At 65.2% G+C, this 19776-nt stretch carries 20 protein-coding genes and 1 pseudogene; 9 read left to right on the top strand and 12 right to left on the bottom strand.

What is annotated here, in order from left to right:
- Positions 1–120: 120 nt before the first annotated feature.
- Entirely contained in the window at positions 121–612 is a 492-nt protein-coding gene (locus ACVIGB_RS37605; protein WP_456718890.1) for a DUF695 domain-containing protein, read from the bottom strand.
- A 406-nt stretch (positions 613–1018) separates the two neighbouring features.
- On the opposite strand from ACVIGB_RS37605, the gene ACVIGB_RS37600 reads away from it, so the two are divergent.
- On the top strand, positions 1019–2248 hold the full coding sequence (locus tag ACVIGB_RS37600) for a tetratricopeptide repeat protein (protein WP_456724981.1): 1230 nt from the start codon (positions 1019–1021) through the stop codon (positions 2246–2248).
- A 7-nt stretch (positions 2249–2255) separates the two neighbouring features.
- Here ACVIGB_RS37600 and ACVIGB_RS37595 read toward each other — a convergent pair whose 3' ends face one another.
- The 3 genes and pseudogenes from ACVIGB_RS37595 to ACVIGB_RS37585 all read right to left on the bottom strand — a co-directional run bounded on the left by ACVIGB_RS37595 (position 2256) and on the right by ACVIGB_RS37585 (position 8631).
- Positions 2256–3722: a glycerol-3-phosphate dehydrogenase gene (locus ACVIGB_RS37595; protein WP_456718891.1), complete on the bottom strand. Its 1467-nt coding sequence runs from the start codon at positions 3720–3722 to the stop codon at positions 2256–2258.
- A gap of 339 nt (positions 3723–4061) precedes the next feature.
- The gene (locus ACVIGB_RS37590; RefSeq protein ID WP_456718892.1) at positions 4062–5585 is read right to left on the bottom strand and encodes an ABC-F family ATP-binding cassette domain-containing protein; all 1524 of its coding nucleotides are present in this window, start codon (positions 5583–5585) and stop codon (positions 4062–4064) included.
- A gap of 357 nt (positions 5586–5942) precedes the next feature.
- Positions 5943–8631 (bottom strand): annotated as a pseudogene (locus ACVIGB_RS37585) (sensor domain-containing protein).
- A 231-nt stretch (positions 8632–8862) separates the two neighbouring features.
- On the opposite strand from ACVIGB_RS37585, the gene ACVIGB_RS37580 reads away from it, so the two are divergent.
- The gene (locus ACVIGB_RS37580; RefSeq protein ID WP_456718894.1) at positions 8863–10002 is read left to right on the top strand and encodes an NAD(P)/FAD-dependent oxidoreductase; all 1140 of its coding nucleotides are present in this window, start codon (positions 8863–8865) and stop codon (positions 10000–10002) included.
- A gap of 93 nt (positions 10003–10095) precedes the next feature.
- On the opposite strand, the gene ACVIGB_RS37575 is transcribed toward ACVIGB_RS37580, so the two are convergent.
- Complete coding sequence (locus ACVIGB_RS37575) at positions 10096–10281, bottom strand: YdcH family protein (protein WP_050422666.1); 186 nt, start codon at positions 10279–10281, stop codon at positions 10096–10098.
- Between the two features lie 240 nt (positions 10282–10521).
- Here ACVIGB_RS37575 and ACVIGB_RS37570 point away from each other — a divergent pair, with 240 nt between their 5' ends.
- From ACVIGB_RS37570 to ACVIGB_RS37560, 3 genes are all read left to right on the top strand, one after another.
- A complete protein-coding gene (locus tag ACVIGB_RS37570; protein WP_024583705.1) occupies positions 10522–10728 on the top strand; it encodes a YdcH family protein in 207 nt (68 codons plus the stop codon).
- Between the two features lie 185 nt (positions 10729–10913).
- Positions 10914–11123, top strand: a complete 210-nt coding sequence (locus ACVIGB_RS37565; protein ID WP_092123514.1) for a hypothetical protein — start codon at positions 10914–10916, stop codon at positions 11121–11123.
- Positions 11124–11141: 18 nt separating this feature from the next.
- The gene (locus tag ACVIGB_RS37560; protein ID WP_050422668.1) at positions 11142–11393 is read left to right on the top strand and encodes a hypothetical protein; all 252 of its coding nucleotides are present in this window, start codon (positions 11142–11144) and stop codon (positions 11391–11393) included.
- Positions 11394–11396: 3 nt separating this feature from the next.
- On the opposite strand, the gene ACVIGB_RS37555 is transcribed toward ACVIGB_RS37560, so the two are convergent.
- Positions 11397–12113, bottom strand: coding sequence for a GGDEF domain-containing protein (locus tag ACVIGB_RS37555; RefSeq protein WP_456718895.1), 717 nt, complete (start codon positions 12111–12113; stop codon positions 11397–11399).
- A gap of 146 nt (positions 12114–12259) precedes the next feature.
- Here ACVIGB_RS37555 and purE point away from each other — a divergent pair, with 146 nt between their 5' ends.
- The gene (purE, locus tag ACVIGB_RS37550) at positions 12260–12748 is read left to right on the top strand and encodes a 5-(carboxyamino)imidazole ribonucleotide mutase (protein ID WP_456749276.1); all 489 of its coding nucleotides are present in this window, start codon (positions 12260–12262) and stop codon (positions 12746–12748) included.
- Complete coding sequence (locus ACVIGB_RS37545; protein ID WP_456724982.1) at positions 12745–13848, top strand: 5-(carboxyamino)imidazole ribonucleotide synthase; 1104 nt, start codon at positions 12745–12747, stop codon at positions 13846–13848. Before purE ends, ACVIGB_RS37545 begins: the two co-directional genes overlap by 4 nt.
- 174 nt (positions 13849–14022) lie before the next feature.
- On the opposite strand, the gene aqpZ is transcribed toward ACVIGB_RS37545, so the two are convergent.
- Positions 14023–14745 (bottom strand): aquaporin Z, encoded by a 723-nt coding sequence (gene aqpZ, locus ACVIGB_RS37540; RefSeq protein WP_092123506.1) that lies wholly within the window; start codon positions 14743–14745, stop codon positions 14023–14025.
- A 264-nt stretch (positions 14746–15009) separates the two neighbouring features.
- On the opposite strand from aqpZ, the gene rpsU reads away from it, so the two are divergent.
- Entirely contained in the window at positions 15010–15306 is a 297-nt protein-coding gene (gene rpsU, locus ACVIGB_RS37535) for a 30S ribosomal protein S21 (protein WP_021078544.1), read from the top strand.
- A gap of 113 nt (positions 15307–15419) precedes the next feature.
- Positions 15420–16079, top strand: coding sequence for a tetratricopeptide repeat protein (locus ACVIGB_RS37530; protein ID WP_456718896.1), 660 nt, complete (start codon positions 15420–15422; stop codon positions 16077–16079).
- Positions 16080–16152: 73 nt separating this feature from the next.
- Here the strand turns inward: ACVIGB_RS37530 and ACVIGB_RS37525 are convergent, their stop codons facing one another.
- From ACVIGB_RS37525 to ACVIGB_RS37505, 5 genes are all read right to left on the bottom strand, one after another.
- Positions 16153–17040, bottom strand: a complete 888-nt coding sequence (locus ACVIGB_RS37525) for a hypothetical protein (protein WP_456718897.1) — start codon at positions 17038–17040, stop codon at positions 16153–16155.
- A 275-nt stretch (positions 17041–17315) separates the two neighbouring features.
- Positions 17316–17600: a cupin domain-containing protein gene (locus tag ACVIGB_RS37520; RefSeq protein WP_092123500.1), complete on the bottom strand. Its 285-nt coding sequence runs from the start codon at positions 17598–17600 to the stop codon at positions 17316–17318.
- Between the two features lie 14 nt (positions 17601–17614).
- Positions 17615–18712, bottom strand: a complete 1098-nt coding sequence (locus ACVIGB_RS37515) for a calcium:proton antiporter (RefSeq protein WP_456718898.1) — start codon at positions 18710–18712, stop codon at positions 17615–17617.
- A gap of 54 nt (positions 18713–18766) precedes the next feature.
- Positions 18767–19585: an alpha/beta hydrolase gene (locus ACVIGB_RS37510; protein WP_456718899.1), complete on the bottom strand. Its 819-nt coding sequence runs from the start codon at positions 19583–19585 to the stop codon at positions 18767–18769.
- 14 nt (positions 19586–19599) lie between these two features.
- Positions 19600–19734: a hypothetical protein gene (locus ACVIGB_RS37505; RefSeq protein ID WP_456718900.1), complete on the bottom strand. Its 135-nt coding sequence runs from the start codon at positions 19732–19734 to the stop codon at positions 19600–19602.
- Positions 19735–19776: the final 42 nt, after the last annotated feature.

Genomic DNA, 19776 nt, shown 5'->3' with positions numbered 1-19776 from the left:
AACCAGAAGGCACTGCCCAGTCTGAACCTTACCGCTTTTGACCCTTAGCCGACCTCACAGCTGGTAAGTGCGAAAGTGCTGCGCGCGCTGGACCGGATTCCCCCCAGTCGATCTCGCCGGTCAAGCATCGTTACCGCGGGCTAACGGAAATAGAGCAAAGACGTATGCGGCTTCTTTCCATTGCGCATCTTCATGCATCCGGTATTCCCATTCTCGAGGCCAGTTCCTCGATTTGAGAAGATGCCGAAGGGCGGCGTCGGCGATTTCCGGATCGTGAACTTGGAACAGCAGCTCTCGCACCTCATTCCACGTGCTGCGGGCCAAGAAGAGGGCGTTCTTTGCTCCCAGCTGTGTACAGCCGTACAATACGGCGGCTTCAATAGCATCTCCGATCTCGAATAGGAGTTTGCTCTCGGTCGGGCTTGGCATTCCGTTTTGGACCGTCTCTTCGATCAAAAGGCGGACACGTAAGTGCCATGGAAATAGCTCAGGGTGTGGGAACGCCAGCAAGGCGTCGTTCACGACAATGACTTCCGGTAGCCCATCACGCTCTGCGTCAAATAGTGTGAAGTGCGCCTCTGGTATTTGGATGCTGAAAGTCTTTCCCGTCATCGCTTAGCTCGGTGTCCCCGGTGCTGTAAGGTCGCCTGGAAGCAGATTGGCAGCCCAATTATCGCGCTGGCTCTTTCCGCAACGATACTCGCGACCTTCATTCAAGAGTACCACATCAAACTGAGACGTTTCTATTTTGTAAGCCAACCTCTGTTGGCGACCTCTCCCATTTCGCCGAATGTCGCTTCTTGGCCCAACTCGGACCTCCGGCGATGTCCGCTCTTGCGGTGCTGTTGAAGGCTAACCAGACGTAAGCCCCGAAGGGGCTCGTTGCCTTTATGAGTACATGCCCTAGACTTCGCGGCAAAGCTCGGGAGGACAACCGATGATTTGCGACCGCTACGGCCTGCCGCTGACCACCACCTCGGACCGTGCCGCCGCATACTATGTCGACGGCGTCGATCGCATGCTGGCGGCGCTGCACGGCGCCGACTCAGCGTTCGAGGCGGCGATCGCCGAAGATCCGGACTTCGCGTTGGCCCATCTCGGCCGTGCCCGCGTCCACCAACTCAACATGGAAGGCGCCGCGGCCCGCGCCAAGGCAAGCGATGCACGGCAGCGCGCGGCGGCCGCGAGCCCGCGCGAGCGCCAGCACATCGAGATCATCGCGTCCGTGATCGAGGGCCAGGGCAAGAAGGCGATGACAGCGGCCGAACAGCATCTCACCGAATATCCGCGCGATGCGCAGGTGCTCTCGCTGTTGCTCGGCGCCTTCGGCCTCTACGCCTTCTCCGGCCGCTCCGACCATGACGCCGCGCGCCTCGCGATCTCCGAACGCTACGCCAGCGACTATGGCGACGATTGGTGGTTCCTCACCTATCTCGGTTGGTCCAAGACCGAAGCCGGTGATGTCGTTTCGGGCCGTGCCGTCACCGAGCGCGGCTATGCGCTGAAGCCGGAGAACGCCGGCGCCGCGCACGCGGTGGCGCATGCGCTGTTCGAGCAAGGCGACGCGGCGGAAGGCCGCAGCTTCCTCTCCGCATGGCTGCCGGCGAATGATCGCACCAGCTTCCTGCAGGGCCATCTCGCCTGGCACCTCGCTCTGATCGCGATCGAGGAGGGCGACGCCGACGGCGCGCTCGCCATTTACGAGCAGCACATCAAGCCGGCGGGCCGGCCCTATCCGCCGCTCAATATCTACACCGACACGGCCTCGCTGCTGTGGCGGCTGTCAGTCGCCGGCAAGACCGGCCTCGAGCCGCACTGGAAGGATGTCGCCGCCTATGGCGATGGATTTTTCCCGAAGGCCGGCGCGCATTTCGCCGATGTGCACCATGCGCTGGTCGCGGCCACGACCAACAACGATGCGCTGGAGACGCGATTGGCAGAGATGGCGGCGCGCGACGCCGACGGCAAACTGGCACCCGGCCCTGCCGCGATCGGGCTCGGCCGGGGCGTTGCCGCCTTCGCCGCCGGCGACCATGAGCGCGCCGTGCGCATCCTTGCGCCGCTGATGCCCGAGCTGGTGCGGATCGGCGGCAGCCATGCGCAACGCGAATTGTGGGAGGACACCTTCATCGTCGCCTGCCTGCGCGCCGGCCAAGGCCGGCAAGCGACGAGCCTGATCTCGGAGCGGCTGCATCGCCGTCCATCCAAGCGCGATTTCGCCTGGTCGCAGGAGGCGGCGCGGCAATAGCCGAACCTTAAACCGCCTTCGCCATGAACGCCGCAAGCGCATCCTGATCGGCTTGCGGCATGGTCAGGCCGAGCTTGGAGCGGCGCCACAGGATATCGTCGGGAAAGCGCGCCCATTCCTTGCGCATGAGGTAGCGCACCTCAGCTCCAGTCAGCTCCGGGCCGAAGGCCGGGCCGAGATCGGCCTTCTCCTTCGCATCACCCAGGATGTCCTTCACGTTCAACCCGTAGGCGGCCACCAGCCGCCGCGCCTGCGCCTCGCTGAGGAAGCGCCAGCGGTCGCGCGCGATGTCGACCTCGGTCTCAAAGCGCTGCCACGCAAATTCGCCGCCCGGCAGCGGCACTGTTGCGGTCCAGCGCGGCGTCATCGGATAGAATCGCGTGAATTCCGAGACCGCTCGCTCGGCGCGGCGCCGCGAGGTGGTGACATCGCCACCGAAGATGGTGAGCAGCGGCGCCTTGCCGCGACGATAATCAAGCGATGCGGCACCATCGCTGATGCGCCGGCGCGCGGGCGCGACGACGGAATTGGCGCCGGAAATTGTTCGCAGCACATCGGCCGGGGTGATCTGCTCGCGAAAATAGCGATTGGCTGCGTCGCAGAGATAGGCCACTTCACGCACCCCCATCGCGACAATGGCGGGATCGCCCTTGAAGGGATGACTGATGCTGCCGATCAGGGTGAAATCGCGCTCATAGGGGCTGGCGAAGATCAATTGTCCGTCGGAGTGCTGGAACGCATAGACGTTGTCGCAGTCGAACAGACGGCGCACCACGATCTGGCTGATCTGCACGGTCGCAAGCGGTGGCGCCGGCACGCGCAACACGGTGTCGGCGACGGAGGCGGTCCATGCGCCGGTCGCGTTGACCAGCGACCGCGCCGCGATCACCCGGCGATAGCCGCGGTCGATCGTAACCAGCCGCCAGGTCTCGCCGCGCTCGGCCCGCGTCACGCGCGCACCCGTGCGGATATCGGCGCCGCGCGCCGCGGCATCCACCGCGTTGAGCACGACGAGCCGCGAATCGTCGACGACGCAGTCGGAATATTCGAACGCGGTTCCGAACGGCCGCTTCAGCGCATTGCCGACCGGATGGTGGGTGACATCCAGCGTCGTCGAGCGCGGCAGGCCGCTGCGCGAGGCCAACCGCTCGTAGAGCAGCAGCAACGACCGCAATTGCCACGGCGGCCGTTCGTCGGCATGCGCCGGGATGGCAAAGCGCGCCGGCCGCACCAGATGCGGCGCAATGCGCAGCAACACATCACGCTCCTTCAGCGCCCTGCGGACGCGGAAGAACTCGCGCCGTTCCAGCCCGGCCAGATCGCCATGGACCAGCCGCGGCGAGGCCTGCGACGCGCCGGAGCCGAGATCGCCCTGCTCCAGCAGGATCACGCGCAGGCCACGGCCGGCCGCATCACGCGCAATGCTCGTGCCGTTGAGGCCACCGCCGATGATCGCGACGTCACAGTCCGCCATAGACAACGCCTATCGCATTTCAATGCGAACGGAATACGTATTCGCACCCAAATTGCGTCAAGGCGTAGCGCTTAACGACATGATGTCTGGGTGAAGCGGTCTCACGGCATACTCCACCTCTCCCGCTTGCGGGGTGAGCGCATGTCTGCATGATTTCGGAATATTAGAATAATGCCCCTGAGTTGCCCGACGTGTCAAGTAGCCTGCTCGAACGCCGGCCGCCACCGGCTACTTTGCATGGGGTTGTTTTCGATATTTTGGCAGCGCTCCTCCTGCGACGGCCTCGCAAGCGGGAGAGGCACACTGTCTTCGCGACGGCTATCCAATCTGACTCCATCGCTAGTCCGCACCGACCGAGGCAAAGAAGTGTTCGGGGCCATCGACCTCGATCAGCTTCTTGCCTTCGATCACCCAGAACCGGTTGGCGACCGTCCGCACGAACTGGCGGTCGTGCGACACCAGAAGGCAGCTGGCCTGCTGCTCCATCAGTTCCTCCTCCAGCGCCTCCTGGCCCTCGATGTCGAGGTGGTTGGTCGGCTCGTCGAGCAGATAGAAGTTCGGCTGGGTAAGCCGTAGCACCAGCATGCCGAGACGGGCCTTCTGCCCGCCCGACAGCCGCCCGATCGGACGGCCCTGCATCTCGATCGAGAGCCCGGCGCCGGCGAGCAGGCCGCGCGCCCGCTGATCGCCGACCTCGAAACGCCGCGTCAGCATGCGCATCGGCGTGTCGCTGTCCACCAGATCGGCCAGCGCCTGATCGCAATAGCCAAGCACCAGCGACTCGGTGGCCCGAATCTCGGCAGCCGCGGCTTCGGGGGTCTCGATTGCCAGCCGCAGCGCCGCGACGAACCGGGTCTTGCCCGCGCCGTTCGGCCCGAGCAGCGCGATCCGGTCGCCCTTGCAGATGAACTGCTGGCCGGTCCTGAACAACGGCCTGCCGTCGGGGGTCGCGATCGCGGCGTTGTTCAGCCTGATCAGAACCTTGGCATGGGTGTCGCGGTTGGCGAGCCGGATCGTTCCGACCGAGCGTTCCACATGGGCCGGCTTCGCCGTCTCTTCGAGCTTCTCGGCGCGCTGCTTCAACTGCTTGGTCTTCGACAGCAGAAGGTCGCTGCCGGAGTTGATGCCGAGGTTGTTGAGCTTGGCGGCCTGCTGCCGGAGTTGCCGGACGGCCTTCATGTCGCGCTGAAAGCGCCGCTCGTCCGAGGCATCGAATTCGTCGAGCGACGCGCGCGCCGCGGTGTAGGGCAACGCGAACAGCTGCGACCGCTCCGGGCGCAGGAACAGCGTCCGGTTGGTGGTCGCATCGAGGAAGGCGCGATCGTGGCTTGCGATCACCACCGGCATCTCGCGCGGCAGCGCATTCAGCCAGGCTTCAAGCCGGCCGATCTTGGCGAGGTCGAGATGGTTGGTCGGCTCGTCGAGCAGCAGCACGTCGGGCTCGGTCACCAGCACACGGGCGAGCAGCGCAAGCCGCAGCCAGCCGCCGCTCAATTGTTTCAGCGGTCGCGCCCACAGCTCCTCGGGCACATCGAGCGATTGCAAGGCGACGTCGACCCGCCAGCTCTCGCCGGCGCGCTGCTCGCCGGGAAGCGCCTCGAGCACAGCGGCATGGAACGGGGTATCCAGCAGCCTCGGCGGCGCATCCTGCTCGATATGGCCGACGGTAAGGCCACGCGCGCGGGTGATGTCGCCTTCATTGGACTCCATGCTGCCTGCGATGCAGCGCAGCAGCGTGGATTTGCCGCGGCCGTTGGCGGCGACGAGGCCGATCCGGTCGCCGGCATTGACGACAAAATTCAGTTCGGAAAACAGCGGCGCGTTCAGCGTCACGCCGAGATTGCGTACATCGATGAGGGTCACGATCAATTCTCTGGTCTTGCCGGCAATCACGACATCATCCAGAGGCGTCCAGCCATCATCGGATGTGCGTGTCGGTGCGCGGCGAGGGATTCAAATGCAGGCGCGAACGCTCAAACGTTCGACGCCGCACGGCCACGAAGGGCAGACCAGGAAGAGATTTTACCCGAGTTTCCGGTCAGCCCTGCAAACGCATTTGCAGGGCGTTGACGGGGCCACGCCTGAGGTGGTGATCGATGAATGTCGCCACGACGCAGCCCTCCTTTCTCGGCAAGAATGTTGTGGTGGGCCGAGATTTAACCGGACGCGCCACGGATGGCAAGCGCCGCCGGCCGGGCCAGTCCGGCGGTTCAGGCCGATTTAGCCGGCCCTGCGCACGGTTTCGGCCAGCCGGTCGCCGCCGACCAGCGCGGCAAATTGACCGATCGGGGCCGGCCTGCCGATCAGATAGCCCTGCACCGCGTCGCAGCCTTCCTCGGAGAGGAAACTGAGCTGCCCCTCGGTCTCGACGCCTTCGGCGACGATCGACATTTCGAGGCCGTGACCGAGATCGATGACCGCGCGGACGATCGCGGCCGATTGCGGATTGCGGCCGAGATTGATGACGAAGGCGCGGTCGATCTTGATCTTGTCGAACGGAAACGCCTGCAGATAGCTCAGCGAGGAATAGCCGCTGCCGAAATCATCCATTGAGATGCGCACGCCGAGCGCCTTCAGCCGCCGCAGCAGCGACAGGCCACGGTCGAAATCCTCGATCAGCACGCCTTCGGTGATTTCGAGCTCGAGGCGATCGGGCGTCAGCCCGGTCTCGAGCAGGATCGAATGCACGAGTCCGACGAGGTCGCCATGGGTGAACTGCGCCGGCGACAGGTTCACCGCGATCTGCATCGGCACCGCCCAGGAGGCCGCCTCACGGCAGGCTTCGCGCAAAATCCATTCGCCCATTTCGACGATCAGGCCGCTTTCTTCCGCGAGCGGAATGAAGTCGCTGGGCGGCACGAAGCCGCGCTGCGGATGGTGCCAGCGCGCCAGCGCCTCGAAGCCGATGATCTGGCTGCCCGCAACGCTCGCGCCGGTGGCCGCCTGCGGCTGGTAGTAGAGCGACAATTCGCCGTTCTTGATCGCGACTGACAGCTCCTGATGCAGCACGCGGCGATCGCGGATCTGCTGGTCCATCTCCGGCTCGAAGATCGAGATCGTGCCGCGCGACTTGGCCTTGGCGCGGAACAGCGCCGCGCCCGAATTGGCCAGCAGCGAGGCGGCGTCGGATCCGTCGTGCGGGAACACCGCGATGCCGGTGGTGAGGCCGGTGCGCACCGATTTGCCGTCGATCGCGAAATCCTCACCCAACGCCTCGGCGGCCTGCTCGGCCAGCGCAATGCCGGCGGCCGGCTGCTGGCCGTCGATGATGAGGCCGAATTCGTCGCCGGACAGCCGCGCAACCACGCCGCCGCGCGCCACGGTCTGCAAGCGCTGCGCGACTTCGATCAGCACCTTGTCGCCCATCGCGTGGCCGTAGACGTCGTTGATCTCCTTCAGCCCGTCGAGGTCGACGCAGAGTACGGCGAACTCCTCGTCGGTGCCGTCGCAGGCCTCGATCATCTGGGTCAGCGCCTGCAGGAAGGCGGCGCGGTTCGGCAGATCGGTCAGGCCGTCATGGTAGGCCATGTGCGCCATGCGCGACTCGGTCTGGCGCCGATCGGTGACGTCCTCATGGGTCTTGATCAGATATTGCGGCTCGCCATGGTCGTCGAGCACGGTCATGCGGCGGGTCAGGAACAGCCGCAGGCCGTCCTTGGTCGAGATCGGGTGCTCCTCGGCGATCATGCTGCGCTTCCTGATCGCAGCCTCGTCGCGGGCGACGATCAGCTTGGCTTCACGCGCATTGAAGATGTCGGAAGCGGTGAGCCCGGCGGCGTCCTCGCGGCGGCGGTTGAGGATCGTCTCGGCGCTGCGGTTGGCCAGCAGATAGCGGCCGTCGCTGACGCGCTGCACGATCAGCGAGACCGGGATGTTGTCGACCACAAGCTCGAGGAATTTCCTGTTGTTCTCGAGCTCGCGCGACAGCGAACGGCGGTCGGTGACGTCCTCGAACAGCGCGATCAGGAATTCCGGATCGCCGGCCTCGTTGCGGGCGATCACGCGGTTCGACGCCAGGATGCGCCTCTCCGAGCCGCGTTCGACGAGGAATTCGCTGCGGTGATAGCCTTCCGGCGCGTCCAGCGCGGCGCGGTCGGCGGTGTCGATGCTGACAGCGGTCTCGGGACGGAAGATCTCGTCGGCGCGCTTGCCCACGATGTGATCGCGCGAGAAGCGCGAGAAGCGCTCGAACGCGCGGTTGGCGAAGATGTAGCGGCCGTCCTCGATGTTCTTGGCCGCGACGCAGACCGGGACGTTGTCGAGTACGGATTCGAGGAATTGCGTGGTCGAGGCGAGCTTGCGCGACAGCTTGCGCTGGTCGGTGCAATCGAGATGGGTCGCGACCGAGCCGCCGTTCGGCAGCGGAAAATATTTCACCAGCACCGACCGGCCGCCGGGCAGTTCGGTGACCAGCCCATCGGGCGCTGCGGCCCTGGCGAAGAAATCCTCGGCGCTGATGTCGAGCACGCCGCGGTCGCGGCGCAGCTCCAATAGCTCGGTGCCGGTCATGTTGCGCCTGATGTCGGCGCGCGACAGGCCGTAGATGTCGAGATAGCGGTCGTTGCAGAACACGATGCGCTCACGCGCATCGGTCATCACCACGCCCTGGTTCAGATGGTTGAGGGCGGGACGACACGAAGGCGTTGCGCCGCAGTTGCGCGCGCTTGGCCTTGCGCAGGGCCGAAAGGATCCACAGCCCGACCGCGCCGAGGAAGGACGCAACCACCACGCTGCCGATCAGGAGCTCCCAGACCACGCCGGGATCGAGGTCACCAAGGTAGGTCGACGGTGCGAAGGAAGCGGAGGCTGCCCGGGCTGCACCGACCGGCACGACGGCTGCGATCAGGCAAAGGACGGCCCTTGCCGGAATCGAATTCTTCCCGCCCGCCTGCCACTTCCTGCCAGCCATCAATCACCCGCGGATTACCGGGGCGAGTGTCCGGCTCCGGCGGTTTGGATCGGGTAAACGCATAGGGATGCAACCGGGAAATGCCACTTAATGTACGGCAATTGCCCTGACATGATTAATGCTGCCCTAACAGGGCATGGCTCCCCAACTATTTGAGATGGCCCAAGCACTTGCCTAATAAGCACTTGCCCAAAACGATGGGATCGGCTGAACGATGTTGGCGGCAACGGCGTGGCTGCGCGGAAATGTTCGGACCTGAAGGACGAGATGGACAGGGTTGATTGTGTGGTCGTCGGTGCGGGGGTGATCGGCCTCGCGGTGGCGCGCCGGCTGGCACAGGCCGGCCGCGAAGTGATTGTGATCGAGGAGGCCGAGGCGATCGGCACGGTGACCTCGTCGCGAAACAGCGAGGTGATCCACGCCGGCATCTACTACCGGGCCGGCAGCCTGATGGCGCGGATGTGCGTCAGCGGCAAGCGGGCGCTTTATCGTTACTGCGCCGAGCACGGCATCCCGCACAAGAATTGCGGCAAGCTGATCGTCGCCACGACGGCCAAAGAGACCGAAAAACTGCAGTCGATCCGGGCCCATGCCGAGGCCAACGGCGTCGACGACATGCAGCTATTGTCCGGCGAGGCGGCACGCGCGCTGGAGCCGGCACTGAACTGCGACGCGGCGCTGCTATCGCCCTCCACCGGGATCATCGACAGCCATGCCTACATGCTGGCGCTGCGCGGCGACGCCGAGGCGGCCGGAGCGGCATTCGCCTTCCATACGCCGCTGCTCCACGCCAGGGCCACGGCCAACGGGTTCGAGATCGAAGCCGGCGGCGCGGCGCCCATGACGCTGGCCTGCGATCTCCTGGTCAATGCCGCCGGCCTCGGCGCAACGGCCGTCGCGCGCAACGTCGAGGGCATGCCGATCGAGTTGATTCCAACGGCCTATTTGGCCAAGGGCAATTACTTCAGCTGCAGCGCCAGGGCGCCGTTCTCGCACCTGATCTATCCGGTGCCGGAGCCCGGCGGGCTCGGCGTGCACCTGACGCTCGACATGGCCGGACAGGCGAGGTTCGGCCCCGACGTCGAATGGATCGATCACATCGATTACGCCGTCGACCCTGATCGGGCCGAGCGGTTCTATCCGGCGATCCGGAAATACTGGCCGACCCTGCCGGACGGGGCGCTGATGCCGAGCTATTCGGGAATCCGGCCCAAGATCGTGCCGCCGGCGGTCGCCACCCAGGATTTCCTGATCCAGGGACCGGCCGATCACGGCGTCGCGGGCCTGATCAACCTGTTCGGGATCGAATCGCCCGGACTGACGTCATCGCTAGCGGTCGCCGACCATGTCGGCGAGCTGGCAGAGCTCTGAGCAAATGCAGCATGACCTCCCGGGGGATGCGCGCCGCGGCGTTCATCCCTCGGTAAAAGGCCAGACTATTTGCAAATTTGCGGAGGAACCGGCTTAGTGGACCGTGTCGTCGGCGGAAAGTCTCAACCGCTCGATTTGATCCTTGACCATCAACTTGCGGCGCTTGAGCTCGCAAATGTGGAGATCGTCTACGGAGGGGTGAACGAGTGCTTCGTGCAGTTCGTTCTCGAGTATTTTGTGCTTACGCTCCAGCTCAACGAGATGGGCCTGTATTGCCATTGCGAACACTCCTCGGTGCGTTAAACCTCAGGTTCGATCCGGACCAATAAGTCTACACGAGTGGGCGATGCTGTCGATAGGGGACGCGAAATGCCGCACGCACTCATTTCGGTTTATCTGTAACTAATCGTGACTATGGAACCGGTTCGGCTTGCGCCGCGCGCGCTCAGGGAGGATATTCCGGCGAGCGGCTGCTTCGGCCGCAACAACCTCGTCGTGCTTACCAGTCAATACACAACCATGAACGATCAGGATGAGCGCGAACTCCTCGCCGAGCTTGCGCGTCTGCAACAAGAGCACCGCGACCTCGATGCCGCGATCGACGCGCTGCATCAATCGCCGGCGCCGGATCTCTTGATGCTGCAACGCTTGAAGAAGCGGAAGCTGCAATTGCGCGACCGCATCGCCTTCATCGAAGATCAGATCACGCCCGACATCATCGCCTGACGCCCGTCTCTGCGGTTCGGCGGCCCGCTGGTTCAGGTCCGGCGGCGTTTTCCCCGTCATCCACAGCGCCCGACCGGCTTCACGTTCGCGGCAACGGACGCGGGCGTGCTTTTCGGCGCTTGACTCCAAAAGAACAAAATAAGAACATGCCGATCCAGCCGCCAGCCACCAGAGGGAGTTTCGCCATGTCCGCACCGCCTTCCCTGCCCGACAACAGCCGCTACGAGCAGGCCTGCGATCAGGCGATCGCGATGTGCGACGGCAACCTGCGCAGCACCATCAAGGCGCTGATCATGGCCAACGAATATCTCGAAGCCGAGCTCGAGGAATTGCAGGCCGCGATCGCGGCCGGCTGCGTGCCGGCGCGAACCCATGCGGCGAGCGACGCCGCCTGATCTTCAGGGAGCACAGCAATGGCTGACGTGACCTACTACGTGGCGCTGCCATTCATGCAGGACGACGACGGCACGCCGGTCGCCGGCAGTGCCGAGGAATGCCAGAGCTCGGCGATCGCGCTGCGCCGCGCGGAGACGATGTCGCGGATGCCCGGCAGCATCGGCGCCGTCGCGTTCAGCCGCACCGGCGATCCCGCGATCGGCGAATTCGGCGATGCCAAGCTGCTGCGGGCCTACGGCAATGTGCCGGAGGATCTGAGCGCGCTGTAACTTTCAGAATTCATGGCGCCGCTGCGCCTTGCGCACATACATCGCACGATCGGCCTCATCGAGCACGCGATCGGCATCCGAATGTGCGGTGAGGATCGCAACACCAGCGGAAGCGCCCGCGGAGACGCGGCTGCCGCGAAACACGAAGGTCAGGCGGTCGATCGCCTCTTCCAGCGCAGCGGCCTTGGCGCGGGCATCGGTCTCGCTGAGATTCCACAGCAGCACCGCGAACTCGTCGCCACCGAGACGGCCGATCACGTCGGAGGCGCGCACCTGGTCCGATATCGCGGCGACGATCGTCTTCAGCACCTCGTCACCTGCCGCGTGCCCGAACGCATCGTTGATCGGCTTGAGGCGATCGACGTCGAGCACGATCAGCGCGCCGGAGGCCTGATAACGCTTGATGAAGGAGAGCGAACGGACGAGCTCGCGCTCGAAGCCGCGCCGGTTCAGTATGTCGAGCAGGAAGTCGGTCTCGGCGGAGGCCTGCAGCTCCTCGATCCGGGCCTGGGCCCGCGCCAGCTGCGCCCGCAACCTGCGGATCGTGGATTTGTCGCCGGACGCGACCGCGCCCCGCGTGGAAGCTTCGGTTCCAGCCGCTTTGGTTCCAGTCCCCTTTGTTGCCGTCCTGCCGGGTTCGGATTTGCGCGCGGCGGGCGCGCCTTTTCGTCGTTTTGCCGCCCCGGAGGCCGCCGCCGTCGTCTTCTTCTTCATGCGCATCCTTGTTGAGGCCTGCTTATGAAGGCTTGCCGGGATTCACCAAGACAGGATAGTCCATTCTAACTCCCTTGCCACGCCTTGGATGACGCCCGGGCCGCCCCTATAATCCGGCCTATGCTTTTGGATTCCTGCACAGAATTGAAGAGATGACCGCTCCGATCGCCATCATCATGGGAAGCCAGTCCGACTGGGAGACCATGCGCCATGCCGCCGAGACCCTGGCCGCGCTGGGTATTGCCTGCGAAACGCGCATCGTTTCGGCGCACCGCACCCCCGACCGGCTCTATGCCTTTGCCAAGGGCGCCAAGGCGGCCGGGCACAAGGTGATCATCGCCGGCGCCGGCGGTGCCGCGCATCTGCCGGGCATGGCGGCCGCGCTGACGGAGCTTCCGGTGTTCGGGGTTCCCGTCGAGTCGAAGGCGCTGTCCGGCGTCGATTCGCTGTACTCGATCGTGCAGATGCCGGCCGGCATCCCGGTCGGGACGCTGGCGATCGGCAAGGCCGGTGCGATCAATGCCGCGTTGCTCGCGGCGAGCGTCCTTGCGCTCAACGATCCTGCATTGTCGGTTCGCCTTGCTGCCTGGCGCAAGCAGCAGACCGATGCGGTCAAGGAGCATCCGGAGGGCGCGGCGTGACGGCTTCGAACCTCGTGAAGCTGAAGCCGGGCGACACCATTGGAATCCTCGGCGGCGGACAATTGGGCCGGATGCTGGTGCTTGCCGCCGCGCGCCTCGGGCTCCGCTGCCAGGTGTTTTCGCCGGATCCGGACTCGCCGGCCTTCGACGTGGTGCAGAACGCGACCTGCGCGGAATATGCCGACGTCGAGGCGCTCGAGCTGTTCGCCAACGACGTCGACGTCGTCACCTATGAATTCGAGAATGTGCCGGCTGCGACCGCGATGGTGCTCGCCGCGCGCCGTCCGGTCCTGCCCGCACAGAAGATCCTCGAGACCACGCAGGACCGGCTGATCGAGAAAGATTTCGTCAGCAAGCTCGGGATCGGCACCGCCGATTATGCCGACGTCTCATCGGTCGCCACGCTGCGCGCAGCGATCGAGCGGATCGGCCTGCCTGCCGTGATCAAGACCCGCCGCTTCGGCTATGACGGCAAGGGCCAAGCCATCATCCGCGCCGGCGACGACCTCGAGCAGGTCTGGCAGGACCTCGGCACCAAATCGGCCATCCTCGAGGCCTTCGTGCCGTTCGAGCGCGAGATCTCGGTGATCGCGGCGCGCTCGGCTTCCGGCGAGGTCGAGTGCTTCGACGTCACCGAGAACGAGCACCGCGACCACATTTTGAAATTTTCCCGCGCGCCGGCCGCGATCCCCGACGAGCTTGCGGCGCAGGCGCGGGCGATCGCCGAAAAGATCGCCGCGGCGCTCGACTATGTCGGCGTGCTCGCGGTGGAGATGTTCGTGGTAACAGGCACGGACACACCGACTGTGCTGGTCAACGAGATCGCGCCGCGCGTACACAATTCCGGCCACTGGACGCTCGACGGCGCCTCGATCTCACAGTTCGAGCAGCACATCCGTGCGATCGCCGGCTGGCCGCTGGGCAAGCCGGTGCGCCACGGCGATGTCACCATGACCAACCTGATCGGCGACGACATCCTGAGCTATGAGCAGTGGCTCACCGTTCCCGGCGCCACCGTGCATCTGTACGGCAAGGGCACGCCGCGCCCTGGCCGCAAGATGGGGCACGTCACCGAAGTGACGCCGACCCGCAAGCCGTAATTAATTCCACACCGGCAGCCGCCTTCGACTCATCGATGGAAATGGGATCGTGGCGGCCACGATCCCATTAGAGCATCGGCTCTGATTGAATCAGAACCGATGCTCTAGTTTGTGCTTTGACGCGTTTTCTTCACGCGAACCGGCGTCCACTTCGCTCGAAAACGCTCTGGCGGATCATGCGGTCTTGACGCCGGCGACGATGCCGGTCGGCTCGTCGCTGAGCCAGCGATAGATCACGCCGCCGAGCGCGCCGCCGATCAGCGGCGCGACCCAGAACATCCAGAGCTGCCCCAGCGCCCAGCCGCCGACGAACAGAGCCGGCCCGGTGCTGCGCGCCGGGTTCACCGAGGTGTTGGTGACGGGAATGCTGACCAGATGGATCATCACCAGCGCGAGGCCGATGGCGAGCGGCGCGAAGCCGGCGGGCGCCTTGCCGTGGGTCGATCCCATGATGATGAACAGGAACATCATGGTCATCACCACTTCGGTGATGAAGCACACCACCATGCTGTAGTGGCCCGGTGAGTGCGCGTCATAGCCGTTGGAGGCGAAGCCCTTGGTCACGTCGAAGCCGGGGGCGCCGCTGGCGATCACATAGAGCAGCCAGGCCGCGATGATAGCGCCGGCGACCTGCGCGATGATGTAGGGCAGCACCTGGCCGCCGGGGAAACGCCCGCCCGCGGCGAGCCCGACCGTCACGGCCGGGTTGAGGTGGCAACCCGAAATATGGCCGATCGCATAGGCCATGGTCACCACACTGAGCCCGAAGGCCAATGACACGCCGACCAGGCCGATCCCGACCTGCGGAAAGCCGGCCGCGATCACCGCGCTGCCGCAGCCAGCGAATGTGAGCCAGAACGTACCGATCAGTTCGGCCGCGTATTTCTTCATGTCCATGTGGCATCTCCCCTATTTCCAATGTCCGGGTTATCTGAAACTCCGGGAGCGGCCCCGATCCTGGCGCCAAACCACCCAAATCAGGGCCGCACGAAGGCATTTTCGCCCCATTTCGTGGCTTTACTAGGCCCTAAAGTCACTCGACCGGTGGACATCTGCGCGTTTGTCTGATACATGCGCGCGCCTAGGGTTAAGAGGCAGGCCTTTTGCCGCCGCTTTACCTCGCCAGAATTCCGAACCGATCAATTCAAAAGAGGATGCCGCGTGCAGGTTCTCGTCCGCGATAACAATGTCGACCAAGCCCTGAAGGCGCTGAAGAAGAAGATGCAGCGCGAGGGCATTTTCCGCGAGATGAAGCTCCGCGGTCACTACGAAAAGCCCTCTGAGAAGAAGGCTCGCGAAAAGGCCGAAGCCGTGCGCCGCGCACGCAAGCTGGCGCGCAAGAAGCTGCAGCGCGAAGGCCTGCTGCCGATGAAGCCGAAGCCGGTGTTCGGCGCTGGTCCCGGTGGCGACCGTGGCGGCCGTCCCGGTGGTGCAGGCGCCGGTCGCGGACCGCGCTGAACCGTTTTGCCGATATGGAAGTCTAACAGCGCGGGCCACGGGCCCGCGTTGTTGTTTTGAAGCCAGCCGTGTTCCGGGGTACCCATGCAAAACGACCGGCAAGAGCACTTTGCATGATGGCCGTTCCGGCGCTCCGCTCCCCGCTCCCAGAAGCTGCGCACCGCCGTCGTGCCTCGCACCTCGTCATCATGGCCGTGGTTCTCGGCCTGCCGCTCGGGGGCTGTTCCTTCGACCTGGGATCATGGGGCTCGGACGACAAGCCGAAACAGGCTGCCGCTGCCGACAAGCCTGCTGCCGACACCATCACCCCACAGGACATCAACAGCGCCAAGGATCACGCCACGCGCGGCCAGATGCTGGCGCATTCCGGCAAGGTCGATGAGGCGCAGGCGGAATTCGAGCAGGCGCTGACCGCCGACCCTTACAACATCCAGGCGCTGTACGGCCGTGGCCTGATCTATCTGGGCCGCGGCCAACATCAGCAGGCGATCGACGATTTCACGGCGGCGAGCGGGCTGTCGCCGCAGAAGGCCGAGCCGCTGGTCGGCCGCGCCACCAGCTACCTCGCGCTCGACAAGGCCAAGCAGGCCGTCTCCGACCTCGACGAGGCCGTGCAGGCCGATCCCAGCAATGTTGCGGCGTGGAGCGCGCGCGGCCAGGCCTATGAACGGCTCGGCGACAGGGCCAAGGCAGCGGCGTCCTACAATCGCGCGCTCGCGCTGCGGCCAAATGACGGAAGCGCGCGCAGCGGGCTGGCGCGCACCGGCGGCTAGCGCGCTTTCGAACGAAGCGGATACTGCTTCGCTCGAAGCCGATGCGTCGAGAACGGTAGATCGGTGCTGCGCGTTACTTCGGCAGGACGGCGTGGAACATCGACTTCATGCCGGAGAACACGTCGTCCGTCACCGACGTGCGCTCGTTCTTCGGCGCCGGCATCGCAGCGTCGGCGCGCAGGTCGAGCGGGGCCTGCAACACCGGGACCGGAATGTCGGCCGGCGGCGTCAGCCGATTCGCATCCTGGGCATTGGCGGCGTAGGGCGGACGCGGCTGCGCGGCTTGATCGGCATTGTCGGTGGACGGGTTCGACACCATGATCGGCGGCGGCAACGGCCGGATCGCCGGGGCTGCCGCCGGACGCTGCTGGTCAGGCAGGCGGGCGAGATCGGTGCTGCGAGCGTCCAGGGACCGCACGGCATCCTGGGACCGCGCAGCATCCTGCGGACGCTCCTTGCGCAGCCGCTCGATGGCGGCACGCGCAAGATCGTTGGCATCGCGGGCTTCCTCCGGCGTGACGGCGGGCTCGACCGGCGCCGCGGCGGGCGCAGCCTTCGCGACCGCCTTCGGCGCTGCCGGATGATGGCGCGAGTCGGCGGGGATGCTGGCCGTCTCCGCCGGCGCATCAGCTTTGGTGTCGACAGATTTGGTATCAGCCGATTTGGAATCGGCGGGCTTCTCGGTGACGGTGGCCTTCTCCGACGCCGACCGCTCGATCAGGGTGCGCTCGGACATGCCCTTGGCCTTCACGCCGGCTTCCGGGAGGCTGCTGACCACGGTGGACTTTTCGGCGGGCTTGGCTTTCGGATCCGCCTTGGGATCCACGGCGGCGGTCACGGCTGCGGCATCCGGCGCTTGCGGCTTGGCCACGATGTAATGATTGACGATGTACGCCCCGATGATGGTCGCTGCCACCGAGGGTAAGATGTCCATCACGAATTTCTTCAGGTAACTCAGCATGACCTGCCACTCCCCACCCCGTTATTTCATGCTGGAACTTTGAGGCACATTCAGGGATCAACTGCGACGGATCGGTGGCAAACCCCCGTTCCGACGTCACCTTTGGTGTCACTTTGGTTTCAGCGGAGGCGCCCCCTGCGTAGGCCGCATCCGCCTTCTAGATCATCGTGCAGCCGTTAACGGGTTATGAATTTCCACAGCTTCGCGGACTCGGACCTGCCATTCGGCGCGCGCAGGGTTCCTTGCCGGGTTCGTGGCCAGGTTCTTGGGCGGGGTCAGGGCTTGAGTTCGACCTCGAGGAACACGATCTCGCTGGCCGTCTCGTTAAGCACGTCGTGCTGGACCCCGGCCTTGCGGAAATAGGACCTGCCGGCGCCGAGTTGTGCCTTCGAGCGCTCGCCGTTCGGCGCCACGATCGTCATCTCGCCTGCCGTGATCGGAACGATGACGTAGTCCATCTCATGGGTGTGATGGCCGGTGGCGCTGCCCGGCGCGAGCCGCCATTCGGTCACGCGGACCTCCGCCGTGTCCACCTGAACATCCGATTTGGCGCTGAGCATCGTCACTTCTCCAATTAGGGCACGAAAACCATGAACACGAACACGGCGAACACCACCATGTGAACGAGCCCGAACAGGATGTTGGTGCGGCCGGTTCCGAAGGTGAGCATGCTGACCATGAAGGTGAGCAGCAGGATCAGCATATCCTGGTTGCTGAGCCCGAGCACCAGCTGCTTGTCCAGCGCATAGGCGGCAACCGCCACCGCGGGAACCGTGAGCCCGATGGTGGCGATCGAGGAGCCGAGCGCGAGGTTGATGCTCTTCTGCAGGTCGTTCTTGCGCGCCGCCGACACCGCGGCAACGCTCTCCGGCAACAGGATCAGGGCCGCCACGACCAGACCGGCAAAGGCTGGCGGCGCGCCGATCTTGACGGTGACGACATCGACCACCAACGAGAATTTCTTGGCCAGCAGCACCACCGCCAGCAGCGAAACCAGCAGCAGGGCAACGCTGATCACCGTCATGCGGTCCGACATCACCTCGCCATGCGCCGCCGCCTCATTGGCGCCGCTGACGAAGTAGTCGCGGTGGCGGATGGTCTGGGTGTAGAGGAACACCGCATAAAGCAGCAGGGTCACGACGCTGATCACGGCGAGCTGTGCCGTGGAGTAGATCGGGCCCGGCGCGGTGAGCGTGAAATTCGGCATGTCGAGCGTGATGGTCGCGAGCACGAACAGCACGCTGAGGTAGAGGTTGGCGCCGGTGATCTGGAAATCCTGCTCGCGGTAGCGGATGCCGCCGATGAAGATGCAGAGCCCGACCAGGCCGTTGCAGACGATCATCACCACCGCAAACACGGTATCGCGTGCCAGGGTCGGCGCCGGCGTGTCGCCCAGCATGATGGTCGAGATCAGCGCCACCTCGATGACCGTCACCGCCAGCGTCAGCAGCAGCGTGCCGAACGGCTCGCCGATCCGCTCGGCAATCATCTCGGCATGGTGGACGGCCGCAAACACGGTGCCGAACAGGATCACCAGCAGCACGGCCGCGAACACCCAGCCCCCCGCCGATGGCGCGAAGCTGTAGCCGGAGGCGGAAACCGCGGCAAACAACAGCACCGCCAGAACGGGATACAGCCAGGCCGACCGTGGCATCGGTCCGTGTGCGCTCATCGTGGGGTCCCCTCACTTCGGTGACCTCGATTATGCGACAGACAATCGCCGCCGTCAGCCTCTTGCGGCGCCGATAAACCGCCTCGCGATATCCATCGCACCGAAATTGTCGAGATCGTCGTGCCCGCCGCCGGGCAGGCGGACGAATTGCTTGGGCTCGTGGGCGAGGCCGAACAGCCGCTCGCCCAAGCGGATCGGGATCGCCGGATCGTCGGTGCCGTGCATGATCAGGAGCGGTGCCGTGACGCCGGTGATTCGCCGGTCGGAATGGAATTGATCGCGCATCAGCAGGCTGACCGGCACATACCAGAAGAGCACGCCGGCGACGTCAACCGTCGAGGTATAAGGTGCCTCCAGGATCAGTCTGCCGATGGGGTGTTCGGCGGCGAGCGCGACCGCAACGCCGGTGCCGAGAGAGAATCCCCAGGCCACGATCTGCTCGGCGCGGTAGCGCGCGGTGGTGAACGCGTAGGCGGCCGCGGCGTCCTGCAGCAGCCCCTGCTCGCTCGGAGATCCGCTCGATCCGGCGTAGCCGCGGTACGACAACGCCACCAGCCCGGTCCCGTCGGCCGTGATGGCCTTGAAGCGTGCCACGCGGCCGGCGAGGAAATCGCCATTGCCCGGAAAGAACAGCACGACCGGCCGGCCCGGCTTCGCCGGCACGTGCCAGACGATGACCTTCTCGCCATCGGCCGCGGTCAGGACATGCTCCTCCGCTTCGGGAAGACCGGCGGCTGCGGGCGCCGTCCGCCCGACCGGCGGGATCGGAAACAGCAATTCGCGCTGCTTGACGTACAGCACCGCGAGTCCGCCGAGATAGACGACGGCCGCGGCGATCATGAGCCATTTCAGGATTGCGAGTGCCAGCGCCATCACCGGTGCCGCAGCTATGTCTTGCTGCGAAGCTTGAGCAGCTTCTCGACGTCAGCCTTGATGCTGTCGGGGATCGGCCGGCACGCGCACGCCACCGCATGCGCGACATGCCACTTGATGCGCTGCTCGCGCGTAGCGAGGAGCGGCATGCGATGGTCTCGATGCCACTCCCGGTTCAGCGCCATTTGCCG

This window comes from Bradyrhizobium sp. USDA 4341 (assembly GCF_054063755.1).
This window is presented reverse-complemented; position numbering and strand designations above follow the sequence as displayed.

Excerpts from the sequence above, each read along its gene's own strand:
- ACVIGB_RS37605 (WP_456718890.1), bottom strand. The coding sequence starts at position 612 with ATGACGGGAAAGACTTTCAGCATCCAAATACCAGAGGCGCACTTCACA.
- ACVIGB_RS37600 (WP_456724981.1), top strand. The coding sequence starts at position 1,019 with ATGCTGGCGGCGCTGCACGGCGCCGACTCAGCGTTCGAGGCGGCGATC.
- ACVIGB_RS37595 (WP_456718891.1), bottom strand. The coding sequence starts at position 3,722 with ATGGCGGACTGTGACGTCGCGATCATCGGCGGTGGCCTCAACGGCACG.
- ACVIGB_RS37575 (WP_050422666.1), bottom strand. The coding sequence starts at position 10,281 with ATGGCAATACAGGCCCATCTCGTTGAGCTGGAGCGTAAGCACAAAATA.
- ACVIGB_RS37570 (WP_024583705.1), top strand. The coding sequence starts at position 10,522 with ATGAACGATCAGGATGAGCGCGAACTCCTCGCCGAGCTTGCGCGTCTG.
- ACVIGB_RS37565 (WP_092123514.1), top strand. The coding sequence starts at position 10,914 with ATGTCCGCACCGCCTTCCCTGCCCGACAACAGCCGCTACGAGCAGGCC.
- ACVIGB_RS37560 (WP_050422668.1), top strand. The coding sequence starts at position 11,142 with ATGGCTGACGTGACCTACTACGTGGCGCTGCCATTCATGCAGGACGAC.
- ACVIGB_RS37555 (WP_456718895.1), bottom strand. The coding sequence starts at position 12,113 with ATGCGCATGAAGAAGAAGACGACGGCGGCGGCCTCCGGGGCGGCAAAA.
- purE (WP_456749276.1), top strand. The coding sequence starts at position 12,260 with ATGACCGCTCCGATCGCCATCATCATGGGAAGCCAGTCCGACTGGGAG.
- aqpZ (WP_092123506.1), bottom strand. The coding sequence starts at position 14,745 with ATGGACATGAAGAAATACGCGGCCGAACTGATCGGTACGTTCTGGCTC.
- ACVIGB_RS37530 (WP_456718896.1), top strand. The coding sequence starts at position 15,420 with ATGATGGCCGTTCCGGCGCTCCGCTCCCCGCTCCCAGAAGCTGCGCAC.
- ACVIGB_RS37525 (WP_456718897.1), bottom strand. The coding sequence starts at position 17,040 with ATGCTGAGTTACCTGAAGAAATTCGTGATGGACATCTTACCCTCGGTG.
- ACVIGB_RS37520 (WP_092123500.1), bottom strand. The coding sequence starts at position 17,600 with ATGCTCAGCGCCAAATCGGATGTTCAGGTGGACACGGCGGAGGTCCGC.
- ACVIGB_RS37515 (WP_456718898.1), bottom strand. The coding sequence starts at position 18,712 with ATGAGCGCACACGGACCGATGCCACGGTCGGCCTGGCTGTATCCCGTT.
- ACVIGB_RS37510 (WP_456718899.1), bottom strand. The coding sequence starts at position 19,585 with ATGGCGCTGGCACTCGCAATCCTGAAATGGCTCATGATCGCCGCGGCC.
- ACVIGB_RS37505 (WP_456718900.1), bottom strand. The coding sequence starts at position 19,734 with ATGCCGCTCCTCGCTACGCGCGAGCAGCGCATCAAGTGGCATGTCGCG.